Annotated in this window: 15 protein-coding genes; 8 read left to right on the top strand and 7 right to left on the bottom strand. The window is 41.1% G+C overall.

Features of this window, described 5'->3' with window-relative positions; genetic code table 11:
- Position 1: 1 nt before the first annotated feature.
- From ACO1D1_RS00075 to galE, 5 genes are all read right to left on the bottom strand, one after another.
- On the bottom strand, positions 2-670 hold the full coding sequence (locus ACO1D1_RS00075; protein ID WP_423334536.1) for an L-ribulose-5-phosphate 4-epimerase: 669 nt from the start codon (positions 668-670) through the stop codon (positions 2-4).
- A 75-nt stretch (positions 671-745) separates the two neighbouring features.
- Positions 746-2,104, bottom strand: a complete 1,359-nt coding sequence (locus ACO1D1_RS00070; protein ID WP_149871729.1) for a PTS galactitol transporter subunit IIC — start codon at positions 2,102-2,104, stop codon at positions 746-748.
- A 20-nt stretch (positions 2,105-2,124) separates the two neighbouring features.
- Complete coding sequence (locus ACO1D1_RS00065) at positions 2,125-2,580, bottom strand: PTS sugar transporter subunit IIA (protein ID WP_423334535.1); 456 nt, start codon at positions 2,578-2,580, stop codon at positions 2,125-2,127.
- Positions 2,581-2,599: 19 nt separating this feature from the next.
- Positions 2,600-4,642, bottom strand: a complete 2,043-nt coding sequence (locus tag ACO1D1_RS00060) for a BglG family transcription antiterminator (protein ID WP_423334534.1) — start codon at positions 4,640-4,642, stop codon at positions 2,600-2,602.
- 271 nt (positions 4,643-4,913) lie between these two features.
- On the bottom strand, positions 4,914-5,885 hold the full coding sequence (gene galE / locus ACO1D1_RS00055) for a UDP-glucose 4-epimerase GalE (RefSeq protein WP_423334533.1): 972 nt from the start codon (positions 5,883-5,885) through the stop codon (positions 4,914-4,916).
- Positions 5,886-6,066: 181 nt separating this feature from the next.
- On the opposite strand from galE, the gene ACO1D1_RS00050 reads away from it, so the two are divergent.
- Positions 6,067-6,480, top strand: coding sequence for a VanZ family protein (locus ACO1D1_RS00050; protein WP_149871733.1), 414 nt, complete (start codon positions 6,067-6,069; stop codon positions 6,478-6,480).
- Between the two features lie 111 nt (positions 6,481-6,591).
- A complete protein-coding gene (locus tag ACO1D1_RS00045) occupies positions 6,592-7,893 on the top strand; it encodes an NCS2 family permease (RefSeq protein ID WP_423334532.1) in 1,302 nt (433 codons plus the stop codon).
- Positions 7,894-7,946: 53 nt separating this feature from the next.
- Here the strand turns inward: ACO1D1_RS00045 and ACO1D1_RS00040 are convergent, their stop codons facing one another.
- Positions 7,947-9,212 (bottom strand): MFS transporter, encoded by a 1,266-nt coding sequence (locus tag ACO1D1_RS00040; protein ID WP_423334531.1) that lies wholly within the window; start codon positions 9,210-9,212, stop codon positions 7,947-7,949.
- A 284-nt stretch (positions 9,213-9,496) separates the two neighbouring features.
- Between ACO1D1_RS00040 and ACO1D1_RS00035 the strand changes: the two genes are divergently transcribed.
- The 6 genes from ACO1D1_RS00035 to ACO1D1_RS00010 all read left to right on the top strand — a co-directional run bounded on the left by ACO1D1_RS00035 (position 9,497) and on the right by ACO1D1_RS00010 (position 15,048).
- Positions 9,497-10,126: a sugar transferase gene (locus ACO1D1_RS00035; RefSeq protein ID WP_423334530.1), complete on the top strand. Its 630-nt coding sequence runs from the start codon at positions 9,497-9,499 to the stop codon at positions 10,124-10,126.
- Positions 10,127-10,130: 4 nt separating this feature from the next.
- Positions 10,131-11,264: a glycosyltransferase gene (locus ACO1D1_RS00030; protein ID WP_423334529.1), complete on the top strand. Its 1,134-nt coding sequence runs from the start codon at positions 10,131-10,133 to the stop codon at positions 11,262-11,264.
- Positions 11,261-12,421 carry a glycosyltransferase family 4 protein gene (locus ACO1D1_RS00025; RefSeq protein ID WP_423334528.1) on the top strand — a complete coding sequence of 387 codons (1,161 nt, stop codon included), beginning with the start codon at positions 11,261-11,263 and terminating at the stop codon, positions 12,419-12,421. The genes ACO1D1_RS00030 and ACO1D1_RS00025 overlap by 4 nt, the downstream gene beginning before the upstream one ends.
- Positions 12,390-13,859 carry a lipopolysaccharide biosynthesis protein gene (locus ACO1D1_RS00020; protein ID WP_423334527.1) on the top strand — a complete coding sequence of 490 codons (1,470 nt, stop codon included), beginning with the start codon at positions 12,390-12,392 and terminating at the stop codon, positions 13,857-13,859. Before ACO1D1_RS00025 ends, ACO1D1_RS00020 begins: the two co-directional genes overlap by 32 nt.
- A gap of 17 nt (positions 13,860-13,876) precedes the next feature.
- A complete protein-coding gene (locus tag ACO1D1_RS00015) occupies positions 13,877-14,032 on the top strand; it encodes a hypothetical protein (protein ID WP_423334526.1) in 156 nt (51 codons plus the stop codon).
- A gap of 116 nt (positions 14,033-14,148) precedes the next feature.
- A complete protein-coding gene (locus tag ACO1D1_RS00010) occupies positions 14,149-15,048 on the top strand; it encodes an O-antigen ligase family protein (protein ID WP_423334525.1) in 900 nt (299 codons plus the stop codon).
- 47 nt (positions 15,049-15,095) lie between these two features.
- Here the strand turns inward: ACO1D1_RS00010 and ACO1D1_RS00005 are convergent, their stop codons facing one another.
- Positions 15,096-15,707, bottom strand: a complete 612-nt coding sequence (locus ACO1D1_RS00005; protein ID WP_423334524.1) for a hypothetical protein — start codon at positions 15,705-15,707, stop codon at positions 15,096-15,098.
- Between the last annotated feature and the right edge of the window lie 143 nt (positions 15,708-15,850).

Raw genomic sequence — 15,850 nt, 5'->3', positions numbered from 1 at the left:
ATCACCCTTTTTTTATTATTTGTTTTTCTTGTCCATAGGACGTTCTGTAAAAATGGTTGCATGAGGCAATGACCTCTTTGCTTAGCGGCATGAGGTCAGGCTTATGCAATGTTGCATAATGGGCATATTCTGCTGTTTCTTCTAAAATAACCGCGGCCTTCAATGCATACTCAATATCTTTTCCAACCGTAAATACCCCATGACTTCGAAGCAAAACAGCAGGTGATTCGCCAATATGATCAACAATTTGTTTTCCTACTTCTTCCTCACCAATAGCAGCAAAATCAGAACATGGAACATTATCCTTAAAAATATTGGCGGCGGTTGTCGTATAGGACGGGATATCCAGCCCTCGGATCGCAAAACTAGTTGCGAACGGGGAATGGGTATGAACAATACAATGAATATCATCGCGCTGTCTATAGACATATAAATGGCTTGCCGTATCCACGGACGGCTTCAACTTACCCTCGATTACATTACCATCCAAATCAACGACAACCATATCCTCAGGATTTAAGGCATCAAAGTGGACGCCGCTTGGTTTTATTATCACTCTGTTACTCTCACGATCCCGATAACTAACATTTCCGCTCGTCCATTTCACCAAATTGTACTCTTTTAACGCTTTATTTGCTTTACAGACTAATTGTTTTAAATCCTCTAACATCAGATTCACCACCTTCCTTCACTTTCATTTATTTTTTCGACAGGCAGAATTTTTCCCGCCCGTCCGTGGCTGTTTTTATAAGCTGGCGCTTTGGTCTTTACCTAATTTCGCATCACGTTTCGGTTTGATTTTATTTAAGTAAATTAATCCCGCAAAGGCAACAACGCCAATAATGGTAATTCCCGCCCAATTGAGGACCTTTGCCAGGCCGACAAAGATAAACGTCGTCCAAACTGCTCCATCTACTAGTGCAGAAATACTTGAATTTCCAGCCATATCAAACTTTGCTGCTAAAGCAGAATCAGTTATTAACGGTGCCGCCCATGAAGCAATTAACAAACCGACCGCCATATAAATCGTTCCGGCGACAACAGTACGGATAATATTCCCTCTGAAAACAGGTGTCATTAAGCAGACTAAAAATGGAATCGTTGCTAAATCCCCAAATGGTAAAACTTTATTCCCTGGTAAAATAACTGCTAAGAATAATGTAATTGGCACAATGATGAGTGATGCGGATAGAACTGCCGGATGCCCCACGGACAAGGCACTGTCCATCCCGATATATAAATCACGTCCTGGCATACGCTTTCTGACAAAATCACTTGCTGCTTCCGAAATTGGCGAAAGCCCTTCCATTAATAGCGACACCATCCGCGGCATCAGCATCATAACCGCTCCAGTTTGAACGGCAAGCTGCATGATTTCTGTGACATTATAACCGGCAAGAATCCCAATGACGATTCCGATTAAGACACCCATAACAGTGGAATCACCGAAAATTCCGATTCTCTTTTGGATTGATTCTGGGTCAGCCTCTAACTTGTTAAAGCCTGGTATTCTATCAAACACCCAGTTTAATGGTTTTGCTACTAAATAGGATGGCGCAGATGCACCATGCGGGAAGGTGATATTTTGGAAGCCATAAAATTTGCTGATATCTTTGGCAATTAAATCTCCTAAGAAGAAAATTACTACTAAATGAATCGCAATCGTATATAATCCAAGGGCAAAGTTTCCGGTTAAGGCATATACAAGTGATCCCGTAAAGGCACAGTGCCAGTAATCCCAAATATCAACATCAAGTGTTTTCGTAAGACCGGTAATTAACAAGACAACGTTAATACCAATACCTAGTGGAATGGCTAAACTTCCTAACGCTGTACCATAGGAGATGGCCGCTGCCGCCGGCCAGCCGACATCTATCGTACCCAGCTGGAAGCCAAAATTATCGACCATAGCCTTTGCCGCAGGTCCTAAGCTATTTGTTAATAAACCAATAACGAGATTCAAACCGACAAATCCAATCCCAACGGTTAAGCCTGCCTTAAAGGCTTTCCCCGGTTTTGTTCCCAGAATAATTCCGAAAATAAACAATAGAATTGGCAGCATAACGCTTGCACCAAGATCAACAAACCATTGTAAAACTGACATGTATAGTCCCCCTCTTAAAGTTATTCAAGTCCAACCTTGCTTAAAAGTCCCTCTAATTCACTTTGATTTTTACAAGCTGCGAATTCTGTTAATAATGAACGGTCTTGAAAAATCCCCATCAATCGTTGCAGCATAGTTAGCTGGTCTTCTGCTTTTTTTAAGGCGAGCATGAAGATTAAGGATACATCAACCTCTTCATTGCCATTCCCCATCATTTGGAACTTGACAGGTTTTTTTAAGGAGGCAAAAGCAATTTGGGGTGTAAAGACTTTGTCTGCATCTGTATGAGGAATAGCGACCCCATACGGTTCTACAGCTAATCCTGTTGGAAATGTTTCTTCACGCTCCAAAATTCCTTCCTCAAACGAAGCGGAAACCAGGTCTGCTTCCTGTAATGACAAGGCCATTTGCCTTAGTGCATCCTGGCGATTCTTTGCTTCTAATTCAAAAAAGGTTATTTTTCTATCAAAAAACATGGTAGTTCCTCCTTACAATTCAAATGCCATTTATGATAAACCAGGCATCGGAAGCATCATTTGTGCCAATCAGTTCGGAAATTTTTTCTTCATCCTCAGCGAGCTCGACTAATTGTGATAATGCCTTTAAATGGCGGTTTTGATTATAAATGGCAAGCGGTGTGATAATCGATACCTGATGTCCGTTTGCAAACTTGACCGGATTTTTTAATATAAGCATCGCAAATGCGTCGGCCGTAACGCCTTTTTCTGGAGCAGCATGTGGAATCGCCATCCTTTTACCTAAAAAACTATAAATCTGCTGACGGTCATTTTCTTCTATTAATGTTGTCACATAGGCCGACTTAACGATATTGCTTTTTACAAGCGGTTCGCAGGCAATGGTGATCGCTTCCTGCCACGTGGTAACCTGATCTCTAAATTGAATAAACTCACTTGGTAAAAATTGCTTTAAGCCGAAGGTGACATTTTTAAGCTCTTTCGCCTCTTTCCTTTGATTCTCTTGAAAAAGCTTTGACAAAGAGGTTAATAAGGCCATTTCATCTGTAACAATGGCATTCTCTTTTATTGTCGTTATTAATCTACTAATGTTGATGGTGGCATAGCTTTCCTTGTCGACAGTGTTTATAACCTGCCTTCGCAATGATTCTTTTTCACTTAATGTCATTAGTGGATTAATTAAATACATCGGCTTTTCCGACTGTACTGGAATCGTGCTAAAGACAATCTCGTATTCGAGCTGATAGTTTTGAAATTGACGTAACGAGAGACTTTCAGCAAAGTAAAATTCCGGAAAGATTTCCTTTAGGGTTTGCTGCATGATTTTTGAAATGGTTAAACCATTTGTACAGACAACTAAGGCTCGTTTCTTTTTATTCAACTCTTCACCCTGTTTGATTAGCTGCCCGGCAAGAAACATGGTGATAAAGGCTATTTCACCGGGAGGGAACGTTTCGCCAATTAAGTCCTCTAGTGGCTTGATGGAGGATGTGACTATTTCATGCAAATCCATATATTCCTCAATCATTTTGGCTGAAAATTGATTTTTTAGTGTTAAATGATATTTGATTCGATAATAAGCAGGGCGCATATGGAGCAGCAATTTGTCCAAGATTTCCTCTTTGTCGACAATGAAGATACAGGATTTTTTCTCAAAAAGCTCAATCATTTGACCAACGGCTGTTTTTAATTCGTTAATCCGTTCATTGGTTAGAATATCTGCTGAGCGAACATTGGAAGTAAGCAGCTGCAGGGTGAGCCAGATTCTTTCGGAAATCGGCACTTCCATGTTTTCTTTTAAAAGCAGTTTGGAGGCGGCATATTCTTCCGTATCTGCCAGTTCATCCAAGCCAATATAAAAATCAGCGTTGAGCAGATGGCCTTGTTCTATTCTGATAAAAATCAGTTCAATCATGTATGGCAATTTTTCATAGCTTTCATCTGTTAAATGAATGTTTAACGATTCCTCAATCGACTTCACTTTTTCCTGCGTTGTGGAAATATTGAGTTGTAATAACTTCTCGAAATATTTATGACCGTTAAAAAAGTTTAAAACAGATTTTACGACAACGATTAGCAGTTTCCGGATTTGGAATTCGTCACCGACAATGTCATAGCCCTCGGATCGGGTATAAACAATAGATAAAGAGTATTTTTTAATTAGTTCTGATGCTTCCTTAATATCACTAATTCCCGTATTTTTACTTACATTTAAGAGATCGATAATATGAAAGAGGGAAACATCTTCTCTTTTACCTAATAAATATAAAATAATTAAAAGTGCTCTTTCTTTTTCAGTTGGGATATATTCCTCCAAATGGTTGGAATCAGAATTCCCTTCAGAAAAATGGGCAAATATTTTTTTATCAATAATAAAATTCCCGTTTCTGCTTTTTGTGATTGGAACTAAGTTTTTCGTTTGCAGCCACTGATTGATCTTTTCAAGGGAATATGACACTTGTCTTCTGCTCAAATGAAATTTATCTTCGAGTTCCTTATTTTTTATTTGTGGAGTTTTGATCAATTCATGTAATAAATTGACACTTCGATCATCAAGGAACATTCACTACAACCTCCTTATAGTTCAATTGTATTTGAAATGTTATGAAATTTGTAACCGTTTTCATCCCAACTTTTTACCTACCATACCTCCTTTTTGTGTTCAACATTGTACTGAGGGAGTAATATCATTTTTTCATTTGTTCCAACTGATAACATTTGTATTACCATAATACGATTGGCCGATCATTTCAATTGTTTTCACAAAATAGTCCTACAAATAAATAAAAGCAATGCGCCGTCTTTGTTTGACAGTGCATTGCTTTTGGTTTGATTTAATAGGTTTGTTTCTGGTGCCATTTCCAGGCATCAGCAATAATTTTTTCTAAATTCCGTTCGGCTTGCCAGCCTAATTCGGAGTAAATCTTATGGGAAGATGCAACAAGGCGGGCCGGATCACCCGCACGGCGGTCGGCCATTTCTACGTTTGCCTTCACTCCTGTTACCTTTTCACATGTTTCAATAACTTCCTTAACAGAATAGCCAAGTCCGTTGCCAAGATTATACGTCTCAGCCGACTTCTTCCCTGACAGCAAGGCCTCAAGCGCATAGATATGGGCGTTTGCTAAATCAGTCACATGAATATAATCCCGGATACACGTACCGTCCGGTGTATCATAATCCGAGCCAAAGACAGCGACTTTTTCACGCTGGCCTAACAGCTGTTGTAGGACAATAGGAATTAAATGTGTTTCAGGGTCATGACTTTCACCAATCCTTGCTGATTCATGGGCACCGGCTGCATTAAAGTAGCGCAGCACCACATAATTCAACCCGTAGGATTTTGAAAAATCTGCGAGAATCTGCTCTACCATTAACTTGGATTGACCATACGGATTAATCGGTGCAGTGGCACTTGTTTCATCAATAAGTTCAACATCAGGAATTCCATATGTAGCTGCAGTAGAGGAGAAAATAAATTTTTTCACCTTAAATTTCAACATGACTTTTAACAGTGTTAAAGTGGAGGCAACGTTATTTTGATAATACTTTAAAGGATCAATAACAGACTCCCCGACTAAGCTATAGGCAGCAAAGTGCATCACGGCTTTGATCGGATAACTTCTGAAGACCATATGGAGATCGTCCTCATTGCCGAGATCTCCTTTGACAAAGATGGCCCGGCTATCTACGGCCTCGCGGTGCCCCGTTGACAAATTATCGAGCACAACGACCTCTTCTTTTTCAACTAATTCCTTAACAAGATGGCTGCCAATATAGCCAGCTCCGCCAACGACGAGAATCATACTCATTTCCCCTTCGAAAGAATTTTATTCACGCATTCCATTATAACATTACACACCAAAAATCGCGCACAGTGAATGCTTACTAATATTTCCCTACTGCCCAGATTATAAAGGGTGTCAGGCACCATTAAGGTATAATGCATGTTTTTTACGTTTAGAATGGGGTTAAGGTGGTGGTGTTATGAGGGGTTTGTTGATTTTGGTTTGGGGTGTTGTTATTTTTATCTTTACTTGTACGGCGAGTTTTCATAGTCTGATTGAATTCGGGGTGATTGGGTTTGAATGGGATAGCCGTCCCCATTTTGCTGAGCTTTTGTTCCCGCTGCCTGCTGCTTTAAGCGGGCATTTCCTGCTACAAAAGTTGGGACATCTGACTGCATTTTTTATTTTCACCTTTTTACTGCACACGAAATTCCAATCGAGAATGCTCGCCCTAATCATAGCTACCTCCTATGCAGCATTAACCGAGTTTCTTCAATTATATTTCACTCGGGATGGGAGACTATTTGATATCGGTATTGATGGGATCGGTGTCCTTTTGGCTGTCGGGGTGAGCAGTTTCTCGCGTCGCACCCAATTTGATAAATCAGCATGAGGGTAAGCACCCCAATATTAGAGCAAAATATAATATGCCTATTGAAAATCCAACCAAAAGCGAATAATATAATTAAGTTATAAAAAAACATTCGTGTTTCGGAGGACCTCTATGTTTAAGCTCAAAGAAAATCAGACAAATACAAAAACGGAACTGATGGCGGGGATTACGACCTTTTTTACCATGGTGTATATCGTTGTGGTAAACCCGGTCATTCTTGCGGATGCCGGTGTTCCATTCGAGCAGGTTTTTTCGGCCACCATCATCGCCGCTTTGGTCGGGACCCTTTGGATGGCGCTTTTCGCCAATTACCCAATCGCCATCGCACCAGGTATGGGGCTGAACGCCTACTTCGCCTATTCTGTTGTCGGCAGTCACCAAGGCATCAGCTACCAAACCGCCTTTGCCGCCGTTTTCATTGCCGGTATTATTTTTGTTATCTTATCGTTAACACCATTTCGGGAAAAATTAATTGAAGCAATCCCGGAAAATCTTAAGCACGGAATTACTGCAGGAATCGGATTATTTATCGCCTTTATCGGCCTGCGCCAGACGAAAATCATTACTGCACACCCGTCCAATCTTGTCGGATTGGGCGATCTCCATTCCCCGGAAGCCATTTTAGCGATTGTCGGGCTTGCCGTCACACTTATTTTAATGGCACTAAGAGTGAATGGCGCCTTATTTTTCGGGATGATTGTTACTGGTCTGGTTGCCTATTTTACCGGTCAGCTTTCTTTTGATAAAGGGTTCATGTCCCTGCCTTCCCTTCCGGAGGGGCTGATGGTTGCTAATCCCATCACGGCATTGACTGACGTAGTCCAGCACAGCCTTTACGCAGTCGTGTTTTCCTTTATCCTTGTCACCATTTTTGACACGACCGGTACGATGATCGGAGTCGCCAACCAAGCTGGTTTAATGAAAGGAGACAAATTGCCGCGCGCCCGTCAGGCATTGCTCTCAGATTCACTGGCGACAGCGGTCGGTGCCATGTTTGGGACAAGCCCGACAACGGCCTTTATTGAATCAACTTCAGGTGTCGCTGCCGGTGGCCGGACAGGTTTAACCTCGCTCACGGTTGCTGGATTATTCATCGTTTCAGCTTTCTTCGGCCCGCTCGTCAGTGCTGTGTCCGGAATTGCAGCGATTACGGCACCGGCTTTGATCATCGTCGGCAGCCTGATGATGGGCAGTATCGCCAAAATCCGCTGGAATGAACTTGATGAAGCGTTCCCGGCATTTTTAACGGTTTTAAGTATGCCGCTCACCTCGAGCATTGCAACGGGGATTGCACTTGGTTTTATTAGCTTCCCGCTATTAAAAATCACAAAAGGCAAATGGCGTGAAGTCCATCCACTCGTATACGTTTTTGCGGTATTGTTCTTTATTCAACTTGCTTTTTTACAACATTAAAAAATGGTCCATCTCGCGATCAAAACGAGATGGACCATTTTTTCTATCTCCTGCTAAACGACTGCTTCACTCGGCTGCTTTGCTTCCTGCCTCTCTTCCTTTATTAAGATCCCGCCAATGATTCCTACCAGTGAGAACACAACAGGAATCATAAATCCGTAACGGTAACCAACAGTTGAGGAATGAAAATAATCTAATACCTTACCAAACATACTTGGCAGGAGGACGGCACTCAGAAAACCGCCCATATTGGCAAACCCTGAAACCACACCGACCTCTTTCATTTCAAACGAATTCCTTACTACAGCAAACGTCAATGAACTGGCGCCATTTCCATACCCTATGAGTAAAAAGATGATCACAAGCATTATATATGGCGGCTTGCCGCTAAAAAATAGAAACCCCATCCAGCTGATAAAAACAAACAAATGAACAACCAAATAGGGACGTTTAATCGACCCCAAGCGACTGGAAATCCAGCTGGTCAGCGGCGCACCGACAATCGCACCGAAGAGACCTATCATGATGAGCTGACTCGCATCCGACCGCGACATATCATACACATGCATCCCATATGGAACTGCCCATGAACCGATGAAGCCCACATACGTACCGACAACACCAAAATGGCAGAGGAATGTCGCCCATGCCTGGCGATGGGTAAAAACCCGTCGTAAGATTACCCGCGTTTTTTCCTGTGTTTTCTTCTGTTTCGCCTTAATAGGAGCATCCTGCGGAAACAGCTGCTTTGGCTTCCGCTCGAGCACATAATAGAGGAGGATGCCGCACAGACATAACACAATCCCGGATGTTAAAAATGGTGCCCGCCATCCTGCTTTGGCAATCCATGCAGAAAAAGGAACCGTAGCAAGCAAAAAGCCAAAGCTGCCGGACATTCCTGCAAAACCGAGCAACCCAATAAATTCTCTTACTTTAAACCACTGGCTTAAAATAATCACCAAATTGACCCATATGGCCGCATCCCCCGTTCCCACCAAAAACCTGGCAAAAAGGAGCACATATTCATTCGGAGCAAGACTGTACATGAGTGTACCAATTCCATTAAGCAGCGCACCAACAATCAGAAATAGGTTGGGGCCGAAACGGTCTGATAAAATCCCAATTGGCACTTGAAAACCGGAATAGGCCAAAAACTGTATACTTGTCAGTAATCCGATGACAGCTGCAGTGAGGCTGAATTCCTTCATTAATTGATCCGAAATTAATCCCGGGGCTGTTCGTTGACTCACAATTAAAAAATATGCAAACAATACCGTAGCAAAAACAACCCATCTATACCTGCTATTTTGTTTCTCCAAGAACCTCTACTCCCGTTAGCTTTTATTCTTTCCATTATACGCTATTTTTCATTTAGGAAATGACCGTTTATATTATGTAAATGTTTTCATCTGAAAATTTCATGAATGGTAAAAGTTTCCCCCTATCAATTTCGACAAAATTCCTCCGTATGACAGACAAAATGTGCAAATATATAGTACAATAGGTAAAGATACCCATGATGCTTTTATAGCTCTATTCAAGGTGAATCTTGTAAAAATCTAGAGAGAAAAACCTCTAATTTTGATGAATAAGGGTGAGAGAGATGAAGGTAATAAATGGACAAAGTCTAGTAATCACAAACAACAAAAACAAACCGTTCTATTATTTTATTAAACAGACCATTGATAGTTTCGTTAGCCTTTGTTCATTATGCATTCTTTTTCCATTATTGGTGATCGTGGCAATCTTGATTAAATTAGATTCCCCCGGTCCAATTTTCTACAAACAGGAACGACTCGGGTTGAGTGGAAGGTCCTTCCTGATCGTAAAATTTCGAACCATGCGTGCCGATGCGGAAAAGAACGGACCACAATGGGCCAATCAAAATGATGTCCGCATTACAAGAGTAGGCTATTATTTACGTAAATATCGCATTGATGAGATCCCGCAATTTATTAATATATTGCGCGGCGAAATGTCGATTATTGGTCCGCGGCCCGAGAGAGCCGTCTTTATCGAAAAATTTGAAAAAAACGTTCCTGATTTTCGTAAGCGCCTTCAGGTCAAGCCTGGCATTACTGGGTGGGCGCAAATCAACGGTGGATATGAGATTGATCCGCAGGAAAAATTAGAACTAGATTTATATTATATTTACAATTATTCTTTTTCACTGGATATGAAAATAATCATGAAATCAATTCCTGTTATTTTGTTCGCCAAAGGATGGAGATAAGACAGTGAAGCGCATTCTTTTTTACGAAAGTCGTCCGGAATGGGGCGGGGCTCAAAAGTGTGAGCTTGAACTCCTAACTGCGCTTGATAACGATTCGATGAAAACGTATTTTGCCACCTCAACAGAGGGACCGATGAACAGCCGTGTGAACGCTGCAGGTAAACAGGTTACCATTATTCCAGTACATCAAAACGTGGATCAGATTCGAAAAGGACAAGTTAAAACGGGCATTTTATTTATGATTATTCAAGTGTTCCAAATGCTTCCCCACTTCTGGAAGGTGATGAACTTTATTCGCAAGAATCGGATTGATCTTGTCTATACGAGTCAATTTCGCTCCCAGTTGATGATCGGCTGGCTGGCAAAAGGACTGGGGAGAAAGGTCATCTGGCATATCCATGGCGAGGAACAATTGAATAATCTTTTAGGAAAAATAAGTGTAGCCGCTGCCGACCAAATCATCGTCGTCTCGCAGACAGTATCAGAACGTTACAAGAAACTATTTCCTAAGCAAAAGTCCAAATTCATGGTCGTTCATAATGGGGTGGAGGTCATGACCACCGCGCCCCAAAAAACGAATCCAGCGTTTACCATCACAATGGTAGGAACAATTATAGAAGGAAAACGACAGGACCTTGCCATATCAGCAGTGGCGGAACTGGTGAAACAGGGATATAACGTACAGTTACAAATCATTGGTGAAAAGCCGCCGTGGCATACGGATGGCTATAAACACTCCTTATATAAACTAGTAAGTCAATACAATCTTGAAAGCTGTGTCTCTTTCCTAGGCTGGCTCGAAAATCCATTCGACACCATCCTCCATTCCCATGTGTTTATTTTGCCTTCGGACACCGAAGGCATGCCGCTTTCGATTATCGAGGCCATGGCATTGGGTTTGCCGTGCATTTCTACAAATGTGGGCGGTGTACCGGAATTAATCGAGGATGGGAAAACAGGGTTCATCATCAAGCCTGGAAATGTTGCAGAACTGGTTGAAAAACTGGCGCTGCTTCTCGATCAGCCGGCACTTTGTGAACGGATGGGGCAGCAGGCGCGAGAAACATATGAGTCCCATTTTACAAAGAAATTATTTGTCAAAGGAGTTGCAGGTGTGATCAACACCGTTGTCTCATGAAAATCCTCTATGTTATAACAGGTGCGGATATCGGCGGAGCTCAGAAGCATTTACTTTATCTGTCAGATTGGTTTGCCAAAAAGGGGCATGATGTTCACGTGGTACTTGGAGAGGATGGTCCTTTCATCAGTGAACTCGCAAAGCAGCATATTGGCGCTACCGTGATTCCTATCCCAAGGACTATCAAGTTATGGGACGATCTCAAAGCAATCTGGCAGTTGGTTCTCTTTATTAAAAAAGGAAACTATGATCTTGTTCACTCACACAGTTCCATTGCAGGAATTATTGCCAGGTTAGCCGGCTTTTTAAATCGGATGGATAAAAACATTTACACGGCCCATGGCTTTGTCTTCACAGATCCTACCCTTTCAGCAAAAAAACGGAGACTGTATCTCTGGCTTGAGAAGCTCTTCAGCCGATTTTCTACTGATATTATCACGGTATCTGCCTTTGATTATCACCAGGGTAAAGCGGACGGAATCAACGGCAAGAAAATGTCGGTCATCCATAACGGCATCCTGGAAAGTGCGATTATTCCACACTCTGTTTTAAAACAAAAGCAGCAAAGGCATCGTGGTCGAGATAAAAAAATCATTGGTTTTGTCGGCCGCTTTGCCTCTGAAAAGAATTTGGATATGCTCCTCAGGGTGGTTTCCCGTTTTTTGGGGCAGAATGTCGAGTTTTGGCTGATTGGTGATGGTCCATTGTTCGGTCATTACCAGCACGAAATCAAACGGCAAAACCTTGAAGGCATCGTTCAGCTAAAAGGGAATCAGGACAATGTCCTCGACTGGATGGACCACATGGATGCCATGGTGATTACTTCTCATAAAGAAGGCCTTCCCTACGTCTTGCTAGAGGCCTGCGGCCGTGGCCTTCCCGTTATTAGTACGGATGTTGGCGGTGTAAAAGAGGTCGTCGATCCAGATGGCAGGAAGAATATCCTTGTCGCAATCAATGATGATGAGGCTATGTACGAAAAACTCCATCTTTTACTGTCAAATGACTCCTACCGCGAGGAATTGGGCAAGTATTTTCTTGAGATTGCCAGCCGGTTTACGGTGGAGCAAATGTGTGTAAAAACAAATAAGGTCTATTTAGCTAATATAAGGGGACAACGGCACCATGTCAGCACTCGTCAAGAACAGTCGTATTAGCCGGGATACCATAATCTATATACCCGTATTTTTAGCTCCTGCACTCATTAATATCATCTTGCTGATGGTGTTTACTAGACTCTTTTCTCCAAAAGAATATGGGACCTATACCATTGTTGTGAACACAACGATTATCCTTTCATCTGTACTTGCCCAGTGGATTTTATTATCGGTGCAAAGATTTAGGCCAGAATACAGTAATAATGGTGCCATCTTGGAATTTAATCGTAATTTGAACCGCCTGCTATTTTTTATTTCGCTCAGTTTTCTTGTAGCGGCGGTCATTCTTTATCCCTTCATACCTTCGGGATTATTATCTTATCGGGACTACTATTGGTCTTCTGTCCTCCTCATTATTAGTTCTATTTACTTTACCGTTTTAGGAGGAGTTTACCAGGCTGATTTACAATCGAAGCAATTTCGCAATTTGAATGTGATTCAATCCTTAATGAAATTAATTATTATTGTTATTTTTGTTGGGTATATTCAATTTTCGCCTGTTTCTTTTATCTGGGGAACGTTGGCCGCTCAAGTCCTCGTAACGATTCCGATGCTTCGGTATGTAGATGTAGGTAAAATGTTCAATTCTATGAAAGTAGCAAGGGATTCATTTTTTGCATTTGTAAGGAAATTTTGGCGGTACGGATTTCCATTAATCGGATGGTATATCGGGACAACGGTTATGAACCTTACGGATCGATTCATGATTGAATATTTCCGCTCCCCCCATGAAGTTGGCATTTACTCAGCCAATTTTACGATTGCTGTTCAAGCGATTGCCTTAATCTGTAATCCCTTGTTCTTTGCGATACAACCCATCATGATGAACGAAATACAGCAGCATAGTGAGCATGACCATATCGAACGAAGGATTTCTAACTTTACTCATCTGTTTATTATCATCGCTATGCCGTTTGGGGTCTATTTCTCCATCTACCGAAACGAAGTTAGTGAGCTTTTACTAGGGAGTCAATTTACCACTGGCGCCATTATCATTCCCATTTTAATCCTTGGCTTTTTTGCTTGGAATATCGGATTATATGGTCAGCTTACCTATCAAATTGCGAAAAGAACGAAAGAATTGTTTTATTTCGTCCTGATCGCTGCGATTGTTAACTTTACCCTTAATCTATATTTCATTCCTAAATGGGGGTTTGTTGGAGCAGCAATCTCTACTACAATAGGATTTTTTGTTTATAGCGGATTACTCTCTGTTTTCTCGCGGCGATTCATCAAATGGAAGATTCCCTGGATGGCATTTTTAAAAGTATTGCTGCTTGTGTTAATGGTCGGGATCCCTTTTTTCGGAATAAAAATCATCTTTCAAGAGAATTTCTCCCCACTACTTAGTATGGTTGCAGGATTGCCTTTTTTCCTTATTTACTCAGGGGCAGTGTTTTTCCTTTGGAAAAATACGTTAAAAGGCATAATTTCATAAACATGGGAGTAAGACACATGGTCATCAAGAAAACTTATGTTACAAATTCAATATTATTCGTCTTCTTCAGCACCTTTGGGATGATGAATACCGATCTGAAACTTTTCGACCTTCTTTTTGTCATCGTTGCAGGACTTTTTATTATTGAAAAAAACAAAAGCTGGATGCTTTAAGAGATATTCGCTTTGTTAATTATGCCTTACTGTTATTTGTGATCGTTTCTTTGCTGTCGGTGCTTAGCAGTCATGCACTTCATCAAGGTATAAGTTATTTTATCCACACCCTATTTATGATCGCTATCTACTATTTTCTTTCTATTACGATTCGAACGGAAAAGGAATTCCATTCCATTCTTTGGGGCTATATCTGTACGGTTCTGTTTTCAACTTTGGCCGTGATATTACAGAAAACAGGGATTATTGGTGACGTTGGAACCTGGTTTCAAGGAGTTCGGGCACAGGGATTTTTTATGGATCCGAATGACTTTTCCCCATTTCTAATCCTTGCGATTGTTCTTTTGATTGATAGGGCATTTTCCTATCATTATTTTTCAATTAAATATGTTGCTTTTTGTGCTCTGGCCGGAATCGTCGCCTTCGTCTTATTAGCAGGAATGTCACGGGCAGCGATTCTAAACTTTATCATTGTAATCGTTATCTATCTCTTTTATTCTATTTTTTATAAAAAAAAGCTCGGACAAATTGCCATGCTGGCTGGATTAATAGGAGTTGCGGCTGCCATCTTAATGGGTGTTGCAGGTGACTCCATTATCCACTCTATTTCTATTCGGTTTTCTGGTTCTACGGATGTATTGCAATCCTATGATACGGATCGATTCTTTTATCAGCGCCAAGGAATTGTCCTTGGTTCAACCCATCTATTTGGGATTGGCCCGGGGCAGTTTGAATTACTATTCAGCTATGCCACACACAATCTATTTGTACGCATCATTGCTGAAAATGGCTGGATTTCTTTCCTTTCCTTAGCAGCGGTGGTACTTTATATCTTATCCTTACTGGTGTACTATCGAAAAAAGGAAGTCTGGAATCTTCCCGTTTATTTATTCTTGGCGGTCTATATCGGTGTCATTGTTAACAGCTTCTTTTTAGATACATTGCACTGGAGATATCTCTGGTTCCTCATGGGGCTATGTACCATCATTATTAATCAAGCTTCTAAAAATAAATAAAAAAAAGGGAAACAATAACACTGTCGTGTGGTTGTTTCCCTTTTTCGTTAGTTTTTAGCTTGTGTCTCCATCTCGAAGATCTTCATATCTTTAACCCAAACCTCACTTGTTTCTCCGCGTAAATCAATACCTCGTATCACAAAGAATGGTCCCAAGTCAGGGAATTCTTCTTTACTGCGCTTACTTATACTAGAAATTTGTACAATCCTAGTATTTTTTAGGACAAAATCAGTCACTTCTTTTTCCCCGACAGTTTGCGTGTCAGGTGCTTTTTTATCGGCTTCTTTAGCGGGTTGGTTTGTTTCTTTTGGCTTACTTGTACTTTGATTGGATTCCTTCGTATTATTACTGCTTTGATTCGTTTCTTTTGCTTTGCTCGTACTTTGTTCCGGTGCTTTTGCTTTATCGGTACTTTGTTCCGTTGCTTTTGCTTTATCGGTGGTTGATTCGGTTGCTTTTGTTTTATCAGGACTTTGTTCGGTCGTTTTCGCTTTCTCAGTACTTTGTTCAGCTGCCTTTGCTTTTTTCGTACTTTGATCGGTTTCTGAAGTCTTTTTTCCCTCAGCCTCTGTCGCTTTATCTTTCCCGAAGCAGCCGCTCAAACTAACGAGCGAAAATGAAAGCATTAAAACAAAGATGATTTTAACGTATACTTTCACTGTGATCCTCCTACAAAAACAAACAAGTAGACATACAGATTCTACTTGTTTATCAAAATTTTACTATCTTACTATATTATAAACTTTGAACTCGCTTCCATCAATGACTTAGGAATAAAAAAGCACCTGCTTCAAAATTGAAC

It is taken from the genome of Neobacillus sp. 19, from assembly GCF_049463095.1.
Lineage (GTDB): Bacteria > Bacillota > Bacilli > Bacillales > Cytobacillaceae > Neobacillus.
Note: the sequence above shows the minus strand (reverse complement) of the source record. Positions and strands in the feature narration are given on the sequence as shown.